Here is a 14,738-nt window from a genome sequence, read left to right on the forward strand (position 1 = left end):
ATAACGGTTGCGCCTTTTTTGTGAGTCTATTTACTGGCATAAGTTTAAATATTTATGATTGATAATGCGACATCTATGCTGGGCGACATGGCAAACCATTAGGTTAAAAAACCTAAGTTTGTTATGATAAAATTTTGCGATGATGATATTTTGCCGTCAGCACTTCATTTTTTGTACTCACATTGGTTAGCACAGAGGTCGATTAGAACATCATGATGATAAAACATACTCTGCTAAAAGCTGCGTTGCTAACCGCCACTGTCAGCTGGATACCAAGCAGTATCGCTGCGCCCATTACAAAGACAGCGCTTGGACATAATAGCCCTACCGAGTACATCAATGCACCCTACATGCCCTATGCCAATCCAAAAGCACCATCAGGGGGTACGCTCTCTCTCGATGCCCGCGGCACGTTCAACAGTGCCAACAAATGGATGACCACGGGTGTGGCAATGATCGGTACCGATTATTTGTACGATACATTGATGACAGGCTCATTGAACGAAGCTTTTACCATGTATCCGCAGCTGGCAAGCAAAGTAACCTACGACCCAGATGATACGAGCTGGATTATTTATCATCTTAATCCTGCAGCCCGTTTTTGGGATGGATCACCTGTGACCAGTCGCGATGTTAAAGCAACTTTTGATGCGCTATTGAATAAGGGTCCCATGTACATCCGGAGTTACTTGGGAGATATTAAGAACGTTGAGATTATCGATAATCAGCAAGTAAAATTTGTCTTTGCTTCTACTGAAAACAAAGAGATATTATTGACCGTCGGGCAGTTTCCTATCTTTGCCAAATCCTCAATCGATGCAAATTTTGAGACCATTAGCCTGACGCCATTAATGGGCAGTGGCCCTTACAAATTAGGGCGCGTTGATGCAGGCCGTTCGGTCAGTTATCTACGTGACCCTAATTATTGGGGCCGTGATTTGATGGTCAATCGTGGTCGCTATAATTTTGACATGATTAAGTTTGTTTATTATCAAAGTGACGAGATTGCTTTTGAGGGTTTTAAATCTGGTCAATACCGCTTCCGCCCCGAAAACAAAGCATCAAATTGGGTAAGTGGCTATAACTTCCCAGCGGTAAAAGCAGGACTGATCAAAAAAGAAACGATAACCAGTCAAAACCCAGTGCCGATGCAAGCGCTGGTCATGAATATGCGTCGACCGATCTTTCAGGATATTAGGGTTCGACAGGCTTTAACAGCGGCTTATGACTTTGAATGGATGAATAAAACTTTGTTTCATGGTCAGTATGAGCGATTGCAGAGCTTTTTCCATGGCTCGGAGCTTGCCGCAACAGGCACACCGTCTGACGCAGAGATGCAGGTACTAACGCCTCTATTGTCTGAGCTTGAACCTATTCAGCGCAAAGCAACAGTGGCCGAATGGCAGCTGCCTACCAGTGATGGCAATGGTTTTAATCGTGCAGGATTGTTAGAAGCGCGGCAGTTACTACTGGCGGCTGGGTTTTATTATGACGATATGAAGTTATATCAGCCTGATGGTCAGCGCGCCCAGATCGAGATGCTGATGACGGGTGAGACCATGGGCCGTGTATTATTGCCCTATATTCGTAATCTAAAGCGTTTGGGGTTTGATGCAAGTTTGCGTCAAGTAGACGGGCCGCAGTACTATGAGCGTATGCGCCGATTTGACTATGATATGGTCGTTGACGTGTTCGCTCAAAGCCTATCTCCTGGTGCTGAGCAGGCTGCGTTTTGGGGTAGCGCTGCCGCTGATGAGCCAGGCAATCACAATAGCCCTGGTATCAAAAATGCGGCCATCGATAAGGTCGTTGCTGCACTTGGTAGTGCTAAAGACCGCGATGAGATTGTACTGTATACGCAAGTGCTAGATCGGTTGCTGCGAGCGGGTTATTACGTCGTGCCATTATATGGCAAGTCTGGGACCAATGTGGCGTATTGGGATCAATATCGCCATATAGCAACCTTGCCAACCAATGCCGTTGGTATCGACTACTGGTGGGTTGATAAAGAAGCAGAAGGGCGCATCAATAAGTATTTAAAGCAATAATCAGCGCTCAAAGTAATATCCCGCGTCTATTGACAGCGCTGATCTTATAATAACTGATGGTCAGGTGTGCAGGCTTCGGTTATGGAATAAAACCGATATTAAATAACTCAAAAATAACGAGCAACAAAAATAACTATTGGTAAGGATTTAACATGAGTATCCGTATTCACCCTATTAAAGCATTCAATGATAACTATATTTGGACGTTAATTAATGACAATAATAAACAAGCAATCGTCATTGATCCCGGTCAAGCTGAGCCGGTCATTGATTACTTAGAGAAAAATGAGCTGGAGTTGACCTCGATTTGGACCACTCACCATCATCATGATCATATCGGCGGCGTTGTAGCGCTACAAGAGTCGTATCCTATGACTCATCTGGTTGCGCATAGTGAGCATGGGGTTGATGAAGACCAAACGATAAAAGATGGTAGCACAGTAAGTGCATGGGGCTGCTCAGCACAGGTTTGGGATGTATCAGGGCATACGGCTAGCCATATGGCTTATATCTTAGATATTGATGGGCAAAAACATTGCTTTTGCGGTGACACGCTATTTAGTGCAGGTTGCGGTCGTGTATTTACAGGTACCATTGAGCAATTGCATGATAGCTTTAAGCGCTTAAATGGTCTGTCTGAAGATACGTTGTTGTACCCTGCACACGAGTATACGGCTAGTAATCTACGCTTTGGGCTATCTATTGAGCCTGCCAATGAGCAAATGCAGCAAGCGCTCGCGCAGGCTGAGACGAATACTGCCCACGGCGTGCCAACACTACCAGTGACATTAGAGCATGAGCGCGCGGTCAATGTATTCTTGCGTACTCAAGAGCCAAGTGTCATTGCTGGGGTTGAGTCCAAAACGAATATCGATGATGAGAAGTCTTTAACGGTGTTCGCGGCATTACGCGAGCTAAAAAACAACTTTTAAAGCACGTTTTTGATGCGGCAACTGCTTTCTTGCTTATATTCAATACAACATAGCCCGCTACTGTCGTTATTACCATCTCTTTTTATCTCATCTAGGAAGTCGCCATTATGGGTCGTTATATCTTAAAAAGACTACTACTGATATTGCCGACACTATTTTTGATATTGCTTGCCAACTTTGTCATTGTACAAGCAGCACCTGGAGGTCCTGTTGAGCAGCAGCTGGCGCTGATTGAACAGGGCGCAAAAGACAGCGCGCTCAGTGGTAATATCGGTGCGGGTAGTGCAGGTGGTAGTGACAGTGCTTATCAAGGTACGCGTGGTCTCTCTGAGGAGATGGTCGCTGCAATCAATGCCCAATATGGCTTTGATAAATCGGCACCAGAGCGGTTTTGGCTGATGCTAAAAAACTATGCTCAATTGGACTTTGGTGAGTCGTTTTTTAAGGGTCAAACAGTAACTGACCTTATTATAGAGAAGCTACCGGTCTCGATATCGCTTGGGCTGTGGAGTACACTGCTTATTTATATGATTGCCATTCCACTAGGTGTGTATAAAGCCATGCACCATGGTTCAGGTATTGATAAAGCCACAGCCATGCTGCTTGCTATTGGGCATGCGATACCTGTGTTTGTGTTTGCCGTGATCTTACTGGTGTTTTTTGCAGGAGGGAGCTACTGGAATATTTTCCCGCTACAAGGATTGACGTCTGAGAATTTTGATCAGTTAAGCGCGCTTGGTAAGGTCAAAGACTATTTTTGGCATCTGGCACTACCACTGCTGGCAAGCACAGTGGGCGGGTTTGCAGGATTAACGTATCTGACCAAATTTAGCTTCTTAGAAGAGCTGGGCAAACAATATGTATTGACCGCTCGCGCTAAGGGTCTAGGTGAACGTCAGGTGCTGTACGGACATGTGTTTCGTAATGCGATGTTGATCATCATTGCTGGTATTCCTGCTGCTATTGTGGGTATTTTCTTTGCGGGTAACTTTTTGATTGAGATTATTTTTAAACTTGATGGCTTGGGCTTGCTAGGTTTTGAAGCGATTCAGCAGCGCGACTATCCAGTGATATTTGGTACGCTGTTTATCTTTACGTTGGTGGGACTACTATTACAGTTGATTAGTGATTTGAGCTATCACTTGATCGATCCCCGCATTGATTTTGAGGGACGCTAATGTCAAGCAATCAATCTCCATTAAAGAGTAAGACTGGTAATAGCGAACCAGATAAATTGCAAATACCTGAGCCTTCGTCTAACACAAAACAACAGCGCTTAAATCCTATTTGGCAAGCCAGGCTCACGCGCTTTCGCCAAAATCGGCTTGGCGTGATATCGCTGTTCGTTTTTGCAGTGATATTTGTCATCTGTATGGCCGCCAATGTCATCGCCAATGACAAACCACTGCTGGTGAAGTATCAAGATGACTATTATTTCCCTGTTTTAAAAACCTATCCTGAAACCACCTTTGGCGGTGTGTTCGAGACTGAGACCAATTATAAAGACCCTGCAGTGCAGTCGCTAATCGATGAGCAAGGTTACTATGTGATGCCGCCCATTCCATTTGCTGATCAGACGCCCAACGTTGAGCTTGGTCTGCCTTATCCCGCGGCGCCCAATGCGCAGAATTGGCTAGGTACTGATGATATGGGACGCGATGTGCTGGCGCGGATACTATATGGGTTGAGAGTGTCGTTATTGTTTGGCCTGGCTTTGACGCTAGCTGGTGCCTTGATTGGTATTATCGTAGGTGCAGTGCAAGGCTACTATGGTGGCTGGGTGGACCTGGCAGGACAGCGATTCATGGAAGTATGGGGCGGTATGCCGCAGCTCTTCATGATTATTATTTTAGTGAGTCTGTTTAGTCCCAGTATCAGCATGCTGTTTGCTATGATGCTGCTCTTTGGCTGGATGGGTCTGGTGGGTTTGGTGCGGGCAGAGTTCCTACGCGCTCGTAACTTTGACTATGTACGCGCCGCTCGCAATTTGGGCGTTTCTGATAGTCAAATCATGCTCAGACACATTCTACCCAATGCGCTCGCGTCAAGCTTATCGCAGTTGCCTTTTATTTTAACCGCCAATATTATTGCATTGACCGCGCTGGACTTTTTGGGATATGGGTTGCCACCTGGTTCACCATCTTTAGGGGAGCTTATGGTGCAAGGAAAAAACAACCTTGATGCCCCTTGGCTGGCCTTATCAGGGTTTTTTAGTCTGACTTTTATTTTGTCACTGCTCATCTTCGTCGGCGAAGCACTGCGTGATGCATTTGATCCGAGGCGCTCTTGATATGACTGATACTATAATTGCTACTAAAAACAATGTATTAGAGACGCCAGACAAAGGCATTCACCAGACGAGAGGTAAGCTTGTGCTGAGCGTAGATCAGTTGATGATCACAACCGTTACAGGTATCAATTTAGTAGACAAGCTGTCTTATGAGCTACGACAAGGGCAGACTCTAGCGATCGTTGGTGAGTCAGGCTCTGGCAAATCGATTGCCAGCCTAGCGCTCCTAGGTCTGCTACCAGAGAGCTTGACTATTGATGGTACCGTTCAGCTGGCAAGTACATCAAACACCTCAGATATGTCTGTATTACCTATAGCGAATGACAAAGCACGTAACGCAGCTCTACGTCCTATTCGTGGGCAGCGTATCGGTATGGTATTTCAGGAACCAATGACAGCGTTAAATCCGCTGCATACAGTCGCTAAGCAAATTGCGGAGTCTCTACGTCTAAGCGGCGTACCCAAAAAGCAATGGCGTGACATCAGCATCGCGCTGCTAAATGATGTCAATATTACCGATCCTGCTGATAAGTTAGCTCGCTATCCGCATGAACTCTCAGGTGGTCAGCGTCAACGCGTGATGATTGCTATGGCGCTAGCACAGCAGCCTGACATATTGATTGCTGACGAACCCACCACAGCACTAGATGTGACCTTGCAGCATGAGATTTTAACACTATTGGATGATCTCAAACGCCAACATAATATGGCAATGATACTAATCAGCCATGATCTGAATTTGGTCAGGCGCTACAGCGACGAGGTTATCGTCATGCGTCAAGGTCAAACGATAGAGCAGGGTCATACCGCTACGGTATTTGAGCAGCCTGCAGCAGATTATACTCGTACGCTCATTCAGCAAGATTTTGGTCAAGCATTAACGCTAACGGGCGATAACGCAGACACACGCTTGAACGTACTACAAGTGAGTGATCTCAAAGTACAGTTCCCTATCGAAAAAAGTCTATTCGGCAGTACCAAGCGCTGGTTTGATGCGATCAAAGATGTCGATATGACCCTACAAAAAGGACAAGCACTCGGTATCGTTGGTGAGTCTGGCTCTGGCAAAACCACCATTGCTCTCGCACTCAGTCAATTACTCAGTAATCAAGCACGTGTGCATGGACAGATAGTGGTCAACGACCAAGATATCTCGGCTTTGTCAAAGGGTGCACTGCGTACGTTCCGCTCGCAGATACAGATGGTGTTTCAAGATCCGTTTGCTAGTATCAATCCTCGCATGACAGTCATGCAGATCGTGGAAGAGGGGCTGCTGGTACAGGGCGTGGATAAAGGTGCTCGTCAGCAAGCAGTAATGGAGAGTCTAGCAACAGTACATCTGCCTTTGTCCTTTGCGCAGCGCTATCCACATGAGCTATCTGGTGGACAGCGTCAACGTGTGGCATTGGCGCGCGCGCTCATCATGAAACCAAGTCTACTCATATTGGATGAGCCTACCTCTGCGCTAGATAGTACCACGCAAGTCACTGTAGTCAGCCTACTGCGTGAAATTCAAGAAAAACTGCAAGTCAGTTACGTCTTTATCAGCCATGATCTAAAAGTAGTACGCGCACTATGTCAGCATATTATGGTACTAAAACAAGGCATGTGCGTGGAGTCGGGACATACCGAAGATATTTTTAACAACCCACAGCACCCATATGCACAGCAGTTACTAAAAGCGAGTACAATTTAAACTAAGATCGCTATTTTGGACGAAATGTTGAACCGATCTACCAAATAGCATTTTAAATAACAGCTTGGAGTAACGTGCTGTCAGCAATAAGGACATAGCAGTTCATAATAATAGCGACATACCAAAAAGCGCAGTGGTACAATTATTCTCAACAGTCGCCAGCGCTAACCAAATTTTAACTAAGTTCTAGCTGAGCCTTTTTGTTACAGGCATAAGTATTTATTCTGCCAACAGTACTCAAACACCATCAACTGGTCACACAGTTGTTATCGCGGTTAAAATCATCATTGAAAAGGATTTTTGTACCCATGAAAAAACAAAACAGTATGACCAAGCTGGTCAATAGCACAGGACTCCAGCATGCTGGTTACTTGGCCGTTGCTAAGACACGTGCCAAAGTACTAAAAGCAGTCTCTTATGTGATACCTATTAGAAGACCGATGTTGTTTATTGGAGAGTCTTCTTGTGACGAGCTATGCGACATGCTCATAAATGAAGGTAATACCAATGTGTTTATCGTCACTGATGCCGTACTAAATAAGCTTGGTATACCTGCGAAGATTACTGACTATCTAGATGCAAAAAATATCCGTTATCATGTCTATGATGGTATTACGCCAGATCCAACCTTCAAGGTTGTTGAAGAAGGACTGCGTCAGTCTATAGGTGCCAATTGCGATGCTGTCTTAGCTATTGGCGGTGGTTCAGTGATTGATGCTGCCAAAATGATCGCGATGTCTCAAGGCAATAAGTGCAAGCCTCAACAACTAATCGGCATTCTTAAAGCAAGAAAGCCTTCAGCACCACTATATTGTGTGCCGACCACAGCAGGTACTGGTTCAGAGGCAACCCTAGGTGCAGTCGTCTCTGATGATAAAACACACCAAAAAGCCCTGTCTATCGACCCAAGAATGGTGCCGCTCGCCGCAGCGATTGATCCTGTTATCATGAAAGGAATGCCAGCTCATATTACAGCCGATACGGGCATTGACGTACTGACACATGCATTAGAAGCATGGATGAGCGCTAATGCAAGCGTAGAGACAGACTACTATGCCGCCTCTGCCGTCAAATCTGTCATGAATTATCTGCCACTGGTGTATAAAGATGGCGGCAATCTAAAGGCGAGAGAAGAGATGGGGATCGCTGCCCATTATGGTGGAATCGCTTTTAACAAAGCAGGTTTGGGTTATGTCCATGCTATCGCACATCAGTTAGGCGCTTATTATAGTATTCCTCATGGTCGCGCTAATGCCATCGTGTTGCCTTATGTACTTGACGTCAATCGCAAAGCAAGTAAAAAGAGACTGGCAGCACTGGCAAAAAGAACAGGTATGGTACAGGACGGTCAAGCGAGCAATAATGATAGCGAAATAGCAAACCATCTCATTGTACAAGTCAGAGAGTTGATTTCCGACTTGAACATCGATCCAACTGTTAATGGTATGCAAACCAGTGATTTCGATGACATTGCAAAAGCTGCTGCAAAAGAAGTCAGCGATACCTACGCGGTACCGACGTATCTCTCAGCATCTGAAATCAAAGAGATATTAACGAAAATTAAGCAGGCAAGTGACAATGAAGCAAAAGACAATATCCAGAAGGTGTCATAGTTTTTTACTAACACGCTTATGATAAATAAAGAGCCTATTCTTCTTTTGAGGATAGGCTTTTTTAATACGTTTGAGATAATAACATGCCTAAAATATCTGCTAAATATCCGATTTTTCTTTATACATCGATCATAATGTTTATATACTGTATTGACCAAAATACAGAATGATCATCATATCATTGTTTAATTTATCTTCTACTCATACGAATTTGATAAAAATTAACTTAATAAATTGTAATATGTAACAATACAGGAATGTTATGGTGACACATAGGCGTTAGGATAGTTAAATAACATTACGTTTAGGAGATTTTTGTGAATCGCATATCACCCTCTAAAATTATGGGTTTGATTGTCATCGCGAGCAGTGCACTTTACGCGGGCTGTGCATCTACTGAAAACAGCACCACTGTAAAAAACACAGCAGGCGCTAATCCCTATGCACCGACTACTCCAGGACTGGCAGTAGCCACAGTAGCTGGCGGGTGTTTTTGGTGTGTTGAAGCAGGTTATGAAAAAATCCCAGGCGTAGTAGAAGTGGTATCTGGCTACACGGGCGGTAACACCGAAAACCCAACCTACAAAGAAGTATCGGCAGGGGGCACGGGTCATACAGAAGCGGCACAAGTATACTATGATCCCAAGAAAATCACGTATAACGGTATAGTACAAGCACTATGGAGAATTGCTGATCCCACTGACGATCAAGGACAGTATGTCGATCGCGGCACACAGTATCGTCCAGCGATTTTTTATAACAATGCTCAAGAAAAGCAAATAGCAGAATCTGCCAAGCAAGCATTGCAAGATTCTGGGGTATACGAAAAACCAGTCGTGATTGAGATTGTACCTACGAGCACGTTTTATCCTGCTGAAGAGTATCATCAAGATTATTACAAAAAGAACCCAATACGCTATAAAGCTTACACGTTCAATTCTGGTCGATACCAGTTTATCGAAAGCGTATACGGCAAAGACTATGAGCTAGATTTTAGCCAGTTTGCACCTACTGCAAGTAGTGCAGAGCCAATGATATCTAGCCAAACGATCAGCAGTACAGTCAGCACAGGGTTCAATCCAGATACCTTTGTGAAACCTGCACAAGATGAGTTAAAAAAATCGCTCACTGATATTCAATATAAAGTCACTCAAAAAGACGGTACTGAGCGCGCCTTTGACAATGAATATTGGGATAATAAAGAACCTGGACTGTATGTCGATGTGATATCTGGTGAGCCATTGTTCTCTTCACGCGACAAATACAAATCTGGCACGGGCTGGCCAAGTTTTACTCGTCCATTAAATACTGAGCTGGTCGTTGAAAAAGAAGATCGCGGTCTTTTTTCGACGCGTACTGAGATTCGTAGCCGCTATGCGGACTCGCATGTCGGTCATGTATTCAATGATGGTCCAGCACCGACAGGTAAGCGATATTGCATGAACTCAGCAGCACTACGTTTTATTCCGCTCGCACAGATGGAAGCCGCTGGTTACGGTCAATGGATAGATGAAGTTAGACCAATGAGCTAGTACCGTTTTTTATAATCTACTCAAATAAAAAGGACGCTAAATGCGTCCTTTTTGCTATTTATAATAGGTGAAATCATCCACAGCATTTAGAAAGCAGGCTGACGTTTAGGTACAGCGCCCAAAAACTCGTTACGAGCTTGGATATTGTGACTGTATTCACCAAGCATCGCCGTACTACGCGTAGTCGAATGCTGTTTGCTGACGCCGCGCATCATCATGCACATATGTGATGCGTCCATAACGACCGCCACTCCGCGGCAGCCAGTGACATCCATGATAGTTTGTGCAATCTGCTCACTCAGGTTTTCTTGTATTTGTAGACGGCGAGCAAACATATCGACAATACGGGCAAACTTCGAAAGCCCTAGTACCTGGCCATCAGGTAGGTAGCCGATATGAGCGACACCATGGAACGGCAGCATATGATGCTCACACAATGAATAGAACTCAATGTTCTGCACCAGTACTAGCTCACGATTGGTCGATGGAAAAACAGCATCATTGACCACTTCCTCGATGCTTTGATGATAGCCTTGAGTCAAGTGAGCAAAGGCTTTTGCAGCACGTATAGGCGTATCTAGTAAACCCGGACGATCCAAGTCCTCGCCAGTCGATCCAATCAGTTGGCGATAAGATTCGGTACTTTCTTTATAATCTGGAGTTGTTATTGGGGTGTTACTCATAAGTTTGGCAGCCATCCAAAATGTGGGTGTAGCTTAACGCTGAGTCCTATCATGTGAGGACTCTTATAAAAATTGTGCAAGCTGGGAAGGGCTGTGATTATACTCGAAATCTGCTGAACTTCATACTGCTGTGGCGAGCGGTTGAGTCTTTAATCAATAAGGAAGTGTTTGGTACTTAATCGCAACAGTGCAGCGTTAGTATTTGAAGTACGATTTTGACAAACAATAAGCTAAATATTAACGTTCACGCGTTTTATTGTGAGGCGCCAATGCTAAAATGCACTTCAATGACTCGCAAACAGCGTTCGTTGATGACATTGCTTGAATTAATAAATCGCTGTTAGGCATTTTTATTTGATTAGCTGGTTGTATTAGCGAATCTACAGACAAGAATCAAATACAGTTTACGACTGTTTACTTAAATGAATTCGTGTATAATAACTCATCTTTTCATTTGTACTATTTAGTAGTCTCAATATTCTAATTACTCTAAATAAATTTTTATTCTAAATCATCTCGATTGATTCAAAAGGAAATCTTATGCTACTGCAAGGACAACGATTTGTCGTAACTGGCATCGCAAGTAAACTCTCTATCGCTTGGGCTATCGCAGAAGCGTTGCACCGCGAAGGTGCATCTTTGATTTTGACTTATCCAAACGACAAAATTAAAAAACGCGTCGATATGGCTGCCGAAAAGTTCGAAGCAGATTTGGTGCTAGAGTGTGATGTTGCTTCTGATGACTCAATCGCTGCTTGTTTTGAGCAAGTGACTGCCCACTGGGGTGATGGTATCGATGGCGTCGTACATGCGATTGGTTTTGCGCCGATGGATCAGCTAGATGGCGATTTTGTCAGTGCTACCACACGTGAAGGCAGCCATATTGCGCATGATATCTCAAGCTATAGCTTTGTTGCATTGGCAAAGGCCGCTCGTGAGTTGTTAGCGATGCGCCATGGCTCTATGTTGACCTTGACTTACGAAGGCAGTATTTCAGTGTTGCCAAACTACAATGTCATGGGTATGGCAAAAGCCAGTCTCGAAGCTAGCGTGCGTTACTTAGCGACGTCTATGGGCGGTGAAGGTATTCGTGTGAATGCAATCTCAGCTGGTCCTATCCGTACGCTTGCGGCTAGCGGTATTAAGTCATTCCGCAAAATGCTTGATGTCAGCGAAAAGATTGCACCACTGCAACGCAATATCACCCAGACCGAAGTAGGTAATGCAGCATTATTCTTACTATCGCCGTGGGCATCTGGTATCACGGGCGAGATTATGTTTGTAGATGCAGGGTTTAATACCGTTGCTATCAGCGAACAGCTGATGATGCTTGATGAACCAGCAAAGTAATGGGTTACACACTGTTTGCGAGTGAGAGTCATGTCTGTTCACTCAGCAGCGTGACTAGCATGCATAACGGTTGTTAAAATAATTCGTTCAGTGATATAAAAAGACAGCCGATAGGTTGTCTTTTTTGCTTATACTATCATTGTTGTTCGCTAGGCCACGCAGTTGTGTTGTCGACTGACTCCCGCACCATCTTATTATTAAGGTAGCATCGGATTCTTATACTATTATCGGGTATTGTTTTTTTGGTGCTAGTCTAGTAGGGTGTGATTTACTAATGTTGACTGTGATCCTCTGGTCGTTCTGACCACAGTCGTAGGACAACAAAGCTTGTGCAAAAATCAGTTTTTATATCTCTGTTAAAAAACGGTCAACATTAAAAAAGCGCTTATCAAAATGATAAACGCTTATTATGTTTACTGTTTGTGTTACACAAGCAAGCGACTATATTTAGAATTGGCCTGCCCTAAAACACTATTCTTTGTCTTACTCTTTGTGGTCTTCGTGTTCATGCATACCTTGCATCATATCGAGCATAGAATCATCAGTACGTTGCTGATCTTCTTTGGCTAAGCCATCTTGGTTGATGTCCTTTGGTGCCATTTTAGTCGTTGCATCGGTTTTATTTGAGTCTGTCATAAAGTGCTCCAGTTTATTTTTATTTGGTTTCCAATAGGAAAACTTACGCCAAGCCTGTACCAGTTATGACGTAGGTAATGTTTAACTCATCTAGTATGAAAGACCAATGCTACGTTGTACATATAAAATATGCGCTTGTTTAGTGACGATGTGTAACCAACCATTAGTGCCAATTTTAGACAGAATACGTTACCAGAGGTAACCGCTTTAATCATATCTATATTAGATATAGATAATAATTAAAAATATATATTAGTAGCATGTGTAGAGATTTTTACCTTAATTAAAATTTGCATTCAAGGTAATGAGAAGAGAGTCGCTAGTAAGAAAAATGCGTCTTTATATTGGGTTTTTTATACCGTCTTTGATTCAATAAGGACATTTTATGTCAGAGCAAAAACTGGACAGCCATCTGCCTAATGATGGCAATGAATATTTATTTACCGATAGTTTTCCAAAGGGTACGGGTAAGGGGTTGATCGTTGTCGCCATTGCGGCGATTATTGCAATAGTTATCTACAATGTATTGCCATTCGATATCAATGCAAATAAGGGTCTTGCCGTACTGTTTTTTATTGGAGCGTTATGGCTCACAGAAGCTGTGCACGTCACTATTACAGCGCTGCTAGTAGTCGTGGTAGGCGCATTGGTTGGTATACCAGATTTCGATGCTGAGATTGGGTTGCAGAGCTTTGCTAGTCCCACTATTTATCTGTTTTTTGGTGGCTTTGCATTGGCAGCCGCGTTACACGTACAGCAGCTAGACAAAAAAATAGCCCTCAAGATTTTATCGATGTCCGGTGGCAAGCTCAGTACCGCTGTATTTTTGATATTTGGTGTGACTGCGTTCTTATCCATGTGGATATCGAACACAGCTACAGCAGCGATGATGCTACCGCTAGCTTTAGGTATTTTGACACAGGTCGATCGTGAAAAAGACCGAGGAACGTTTGTCTTTGTATTGTTAGGTATTGCTTACTCAGCCAGCCTTGGCGGACTGGGTACGATTGTCGGCTCCCCGCCGAATGCGATTGCGGCAAAAGCGCTAGATATTGCATTTGTTGATTGGATGAAGTTTGGTATCCCTATGATGCTGGTACTGCTACCGCTATTACTGGGTGCCATGTATGTATTCTTAAAACCCAATCTCAATCGCAAAGTCGTGCTCGCCGAAGATGAGCCCATTGCTTGGAATAAGCCACGTATCGCCACTATTATTGTCTTCATCATCACGGCACTGAGCTGGATTTTTTCTAAGAAAATTGGGGCCGCTTTCGATATTACTGATACGGATGCCATTATTGCACTGGCAGCCGCGGTGGCAGTGGTGAGTTTAGGACTGGTGTCTTGGAAGCAAGTATCAGACAATACCGATTGGGGTGTGCTCATGTTGTTCGGTGGCGGGATTGCGCTATCGACTATCTTAAAAGTATCGGGTGCGTCATTGGTGCTGGGTGAGACTGTGGCAAGTGCACTGTCTGCTGCACCGCTGTTGGTTGTCATGATAGCGGTATCTGCATTCATTATTTTCTTGACGGAGTTTGCTTCCAATACGGCATCGGCGGCGCTCCTAGTACCTGTATTTGCAGCGATTGCAGAGCAAATGGGCTTACCACATGAAGTGCTGGTATTGGTCATTGGTATCGGTGCGTCGTGCGCCTTTATGCTGCCAGTTGCCACGCCGCCAAATGCTATTGTATTCGGTACGGGTTTAATTAAGCAGACAGAGATGGTGCGCACTGGTATTATATTGAATATTATTGCGACCATTATTATTGGCTTCTGGGCATATTTTTTCTTGCTATAGTTAAGTAGCCAAAAACCCAGTCATACGTACTGGTGAGAAATTAAACCCGATGTTTAAGGCCGACTTAAGCATCGGGTTTTTTTATGACTTGTTATGCTTCATAAAAGTAAACTACTTATAATTTGCTTTTATACCATAGTGAGTAGCAGTT

11 protein-coding genes are annotated in these 14,738 nt (G+C 44.0%); 9 read left to right on the forward strand and 2 right to left on the reverse strand.

Annotated elements, in window-relative coordinates; translation table 11 throughout:
- Nucleotides 1-215 precede the first annotated feature (215 nt).
- The 7 genes from AC5JPO_RS01675 to msrB all read left to right on the forward strand — a co-directional run bounded on the left by AC5JPO_RS01675 (nt 216) and on the right by msrB (nt 10,111).
- Entirely contained in the window at nt 216-2,048 is a 1,833-nt protein-coding gene (locus tag AC5JPO_RS01675) for an extracellular solute-binding protein (protein WP_493853101.1), read from the forward strand.
- Between the two features lie 152 nt (nt 2,049-2,200).
- Nucleotides 2,201-2,980: a hydroxyacylglutathione hydrolase gene (gloB, locus tag AC5JPO_RS01680; RefSeq protein ID WP_493853102.1), complete on the forward strand. Its 780-nt coding sequence runs from the start codon at nt 2,201-2,203 to the stop codon at nt 2,978-2,980.
- Nucleotides 2,981-3,087: 107 nt separating this feature from the next.
- Nucleotides 3,088-4,158: a microcin C ABC transporter permease YejB gene (gene yejB / locus AC5JPO_RS01685; protein ID WP_443527069.1), complete on the forward strand. Its 1,071-nt coding sequence runs from the start codon at nt 3,088-3,090 to the stop codon at nt 4,156-4,158.
- The gene (locus tag AC5JPO_RS01690) at nt 4,158-5,270 is read left to right on the forward strand and encodes an ABC transporter permease (protein ID WP_319051973.1); all 1,113 of its coding nucleotides are present in this window, start codon (nt 4,158-4,160) and stop codon (nt 5,268-5,270) included. The genes yejB and AC5JPO_RS01690 overlap by 1 nt, the downstream gene beginning before the upstream one ends.
- 1 nt (nt 5,271) lies before the next feature.
- Nucleotides 5,272-6,966, forward strand: coding sequence for an ABC transporter ATP-binding protein (locus AC5JPO_RS01695; RefSeq protein WP_493853103.1), 1,695 nt, complete (start codon nt 5,272-5,274; stop codon nt 6,964-6,966).
- A gap of 308 nt (nt 6,967-7,274) precedes the next feature.
- Complete coding sequence (locus AC5JPO_RS01700) at nt 7,275-8,579, forward strand: iron-containing alcohol dehydrogenase (protein ID WP_493853104.1); 1,305 nt, start codon at nt 7,275-7,277, stop codon at nt 8,577-8,579.
- Between the two features lie 317 nt (nt 8,580-8,896).
- Complete coding sequence (gene msrB / locus AC5JPO_RS01705) at nt 8,897-10,111, forward strand: peptide-methionine (R)-S-oxide reductase MsrB (protein WP_493853105.1); 1,215 nt, start codon at nt 8,897-8,899, stop codon at nt 10,109-10,111.
- A gap of 86 nt (nt 10,112-10,197) precedes the next feature.
- Here the strand turns inward: msrB and folE are convergent, their stop codons facing one another.
- The gene (gene folE / locus AC5JPO_RS01710; protein ID WP_493843092.1) at nt 10,198-10,794 is read right to left on the reverse strand and encodes a GTP cyclohydrolase I FolE; all 597 of its coding nucleotides are present in this window, start codon (nt 10,792-10,794) and stop codon (nt 10,198-10,200) included.
- Nucleotides 10,795-11,334: 540 nt separating this feature from the next.
- Between folE and AC5JPO_RS01715 the strand changes: the two genes are divergently transcribed.
- Nucleotides 11,335-12,144, forward strand: a complete 810-nt coding sequence (locus AC5JPO_RS01715) for an enoyl-ACP reductase FabI (protein ID WP_319052298.1) — start codon at nt 11,335-11,337, stop codon at nt 12,142-12,144.
- 483 nt (nt 12,145-12,627) lie between these two features.
- On the opposite strand, the gene AC5JPO_RS01720 is transcribed toward AC5JPO_RS01715, so the two are convergent.
- Nucleotides 12,628-12,780 (reverse strand): hypothetical protein, encoded by a 153-nt coding sequence (locus AC5JPO_RS01720; protein ID WP_319052297.1) that lies wholly within the window; start codon nt 12,778-12,780, stop codon nt 12,628-12,630.
- 385 nt (nt 12,781-13,165) lie between these two features.
- Between AC5JPO_RS01720 and AC5JPO_RS01725 the strand changes: the two genes are divergently transcribed.
- Complete coding sequence (locus AC5JPO_RS01725; protein WP_493851901.1) at nt 13,166-14,587, forward strand: SLC13 family permease; 1,422 nt, start codon at nt 13,166-13,168, stop codon at nt 14,585-14,587.
- Nucleotides 14,588-14,738: the final 151 nt, after the last annotated feature.

This window comes from Psychrobacter sp. H25 (assembly GCF_059076335.1).

What these genes read in the sequence shown, in the direction of transcription:
- AC5JPO_RS01690 (WP_319051973.1), top strand. Translation starts at nt 4,158, where the DNA reads ATGTCAAGCAATCAATCTCCATTAAAGAGTAAGACTGGTAATAGCGAA.
- AC5JPO_RS01725 (WP_493851901.1), top strand. Translation starts at nt 13,166, where the DNA reads ATGTCAGAGCAAAAACTGGACAGCCATCTGCCTAATGATGGCAATGAA.
- AC5JPO_RS01695 (WP_493853103.1), top strand. Translation starts at nt 5,272, where the DNA reads ATGACTGATACTATAATTGCTACTAAAAACAATGTATTAGAGACGCCA.
- yejB (WP_443527069.1), top strand. Translation starts at nt 3,088, where the DNA reads ATGGGTCGTTATATCTTAAAAAGACTACTACTGATATTGCCGACACTA.
- gloB (WP_493853102.1), top strand. Translation starts at nt 2,201, where the DNA reads ATGAGTATCCGTATTCACCCTATTAAAGCATTCAATGATAACTATATT.
- folE (WP_493843092.1), bottom strand. Translation starts at nt 10,794, where the DNA reads ATGAGTAACACCCCAATAACAACTCCAGATTATAAAGAAAGTACCGAA.
- AC5JPO_RS01715 (WP_319052298.1), top strand. Translation starts at nt 11,335, where the DNA reads ATGCTACTGCAAGGACAACGATTTGTCGTAACTGGCATCGCAAGTAAA.
- AC5JPO_RS01720 (WP_319052297.1), bottom strand. Translation starts at nt 12,780, where the DNA reads ATGACAGACTCAAATAAAACCGATGCAACGACTAAAATGGCACCAAAG.
- AC5JPO_RS01700 (WP_493853104.1), top strand. Translation starts at nt 7,275, where the DNA reads ATGAAAAAACAAAACAGTATGACCAAGCTGGTCAATAGCACAGGACTC.
- AC5JPO_RS01675 (WP_493853101.1), top strand. Translation starts at nt 216, where the DNA reads ATGATAAAACATACTCTGCTAAAAGCTGCGTTGCTAACCGCCACTGTC.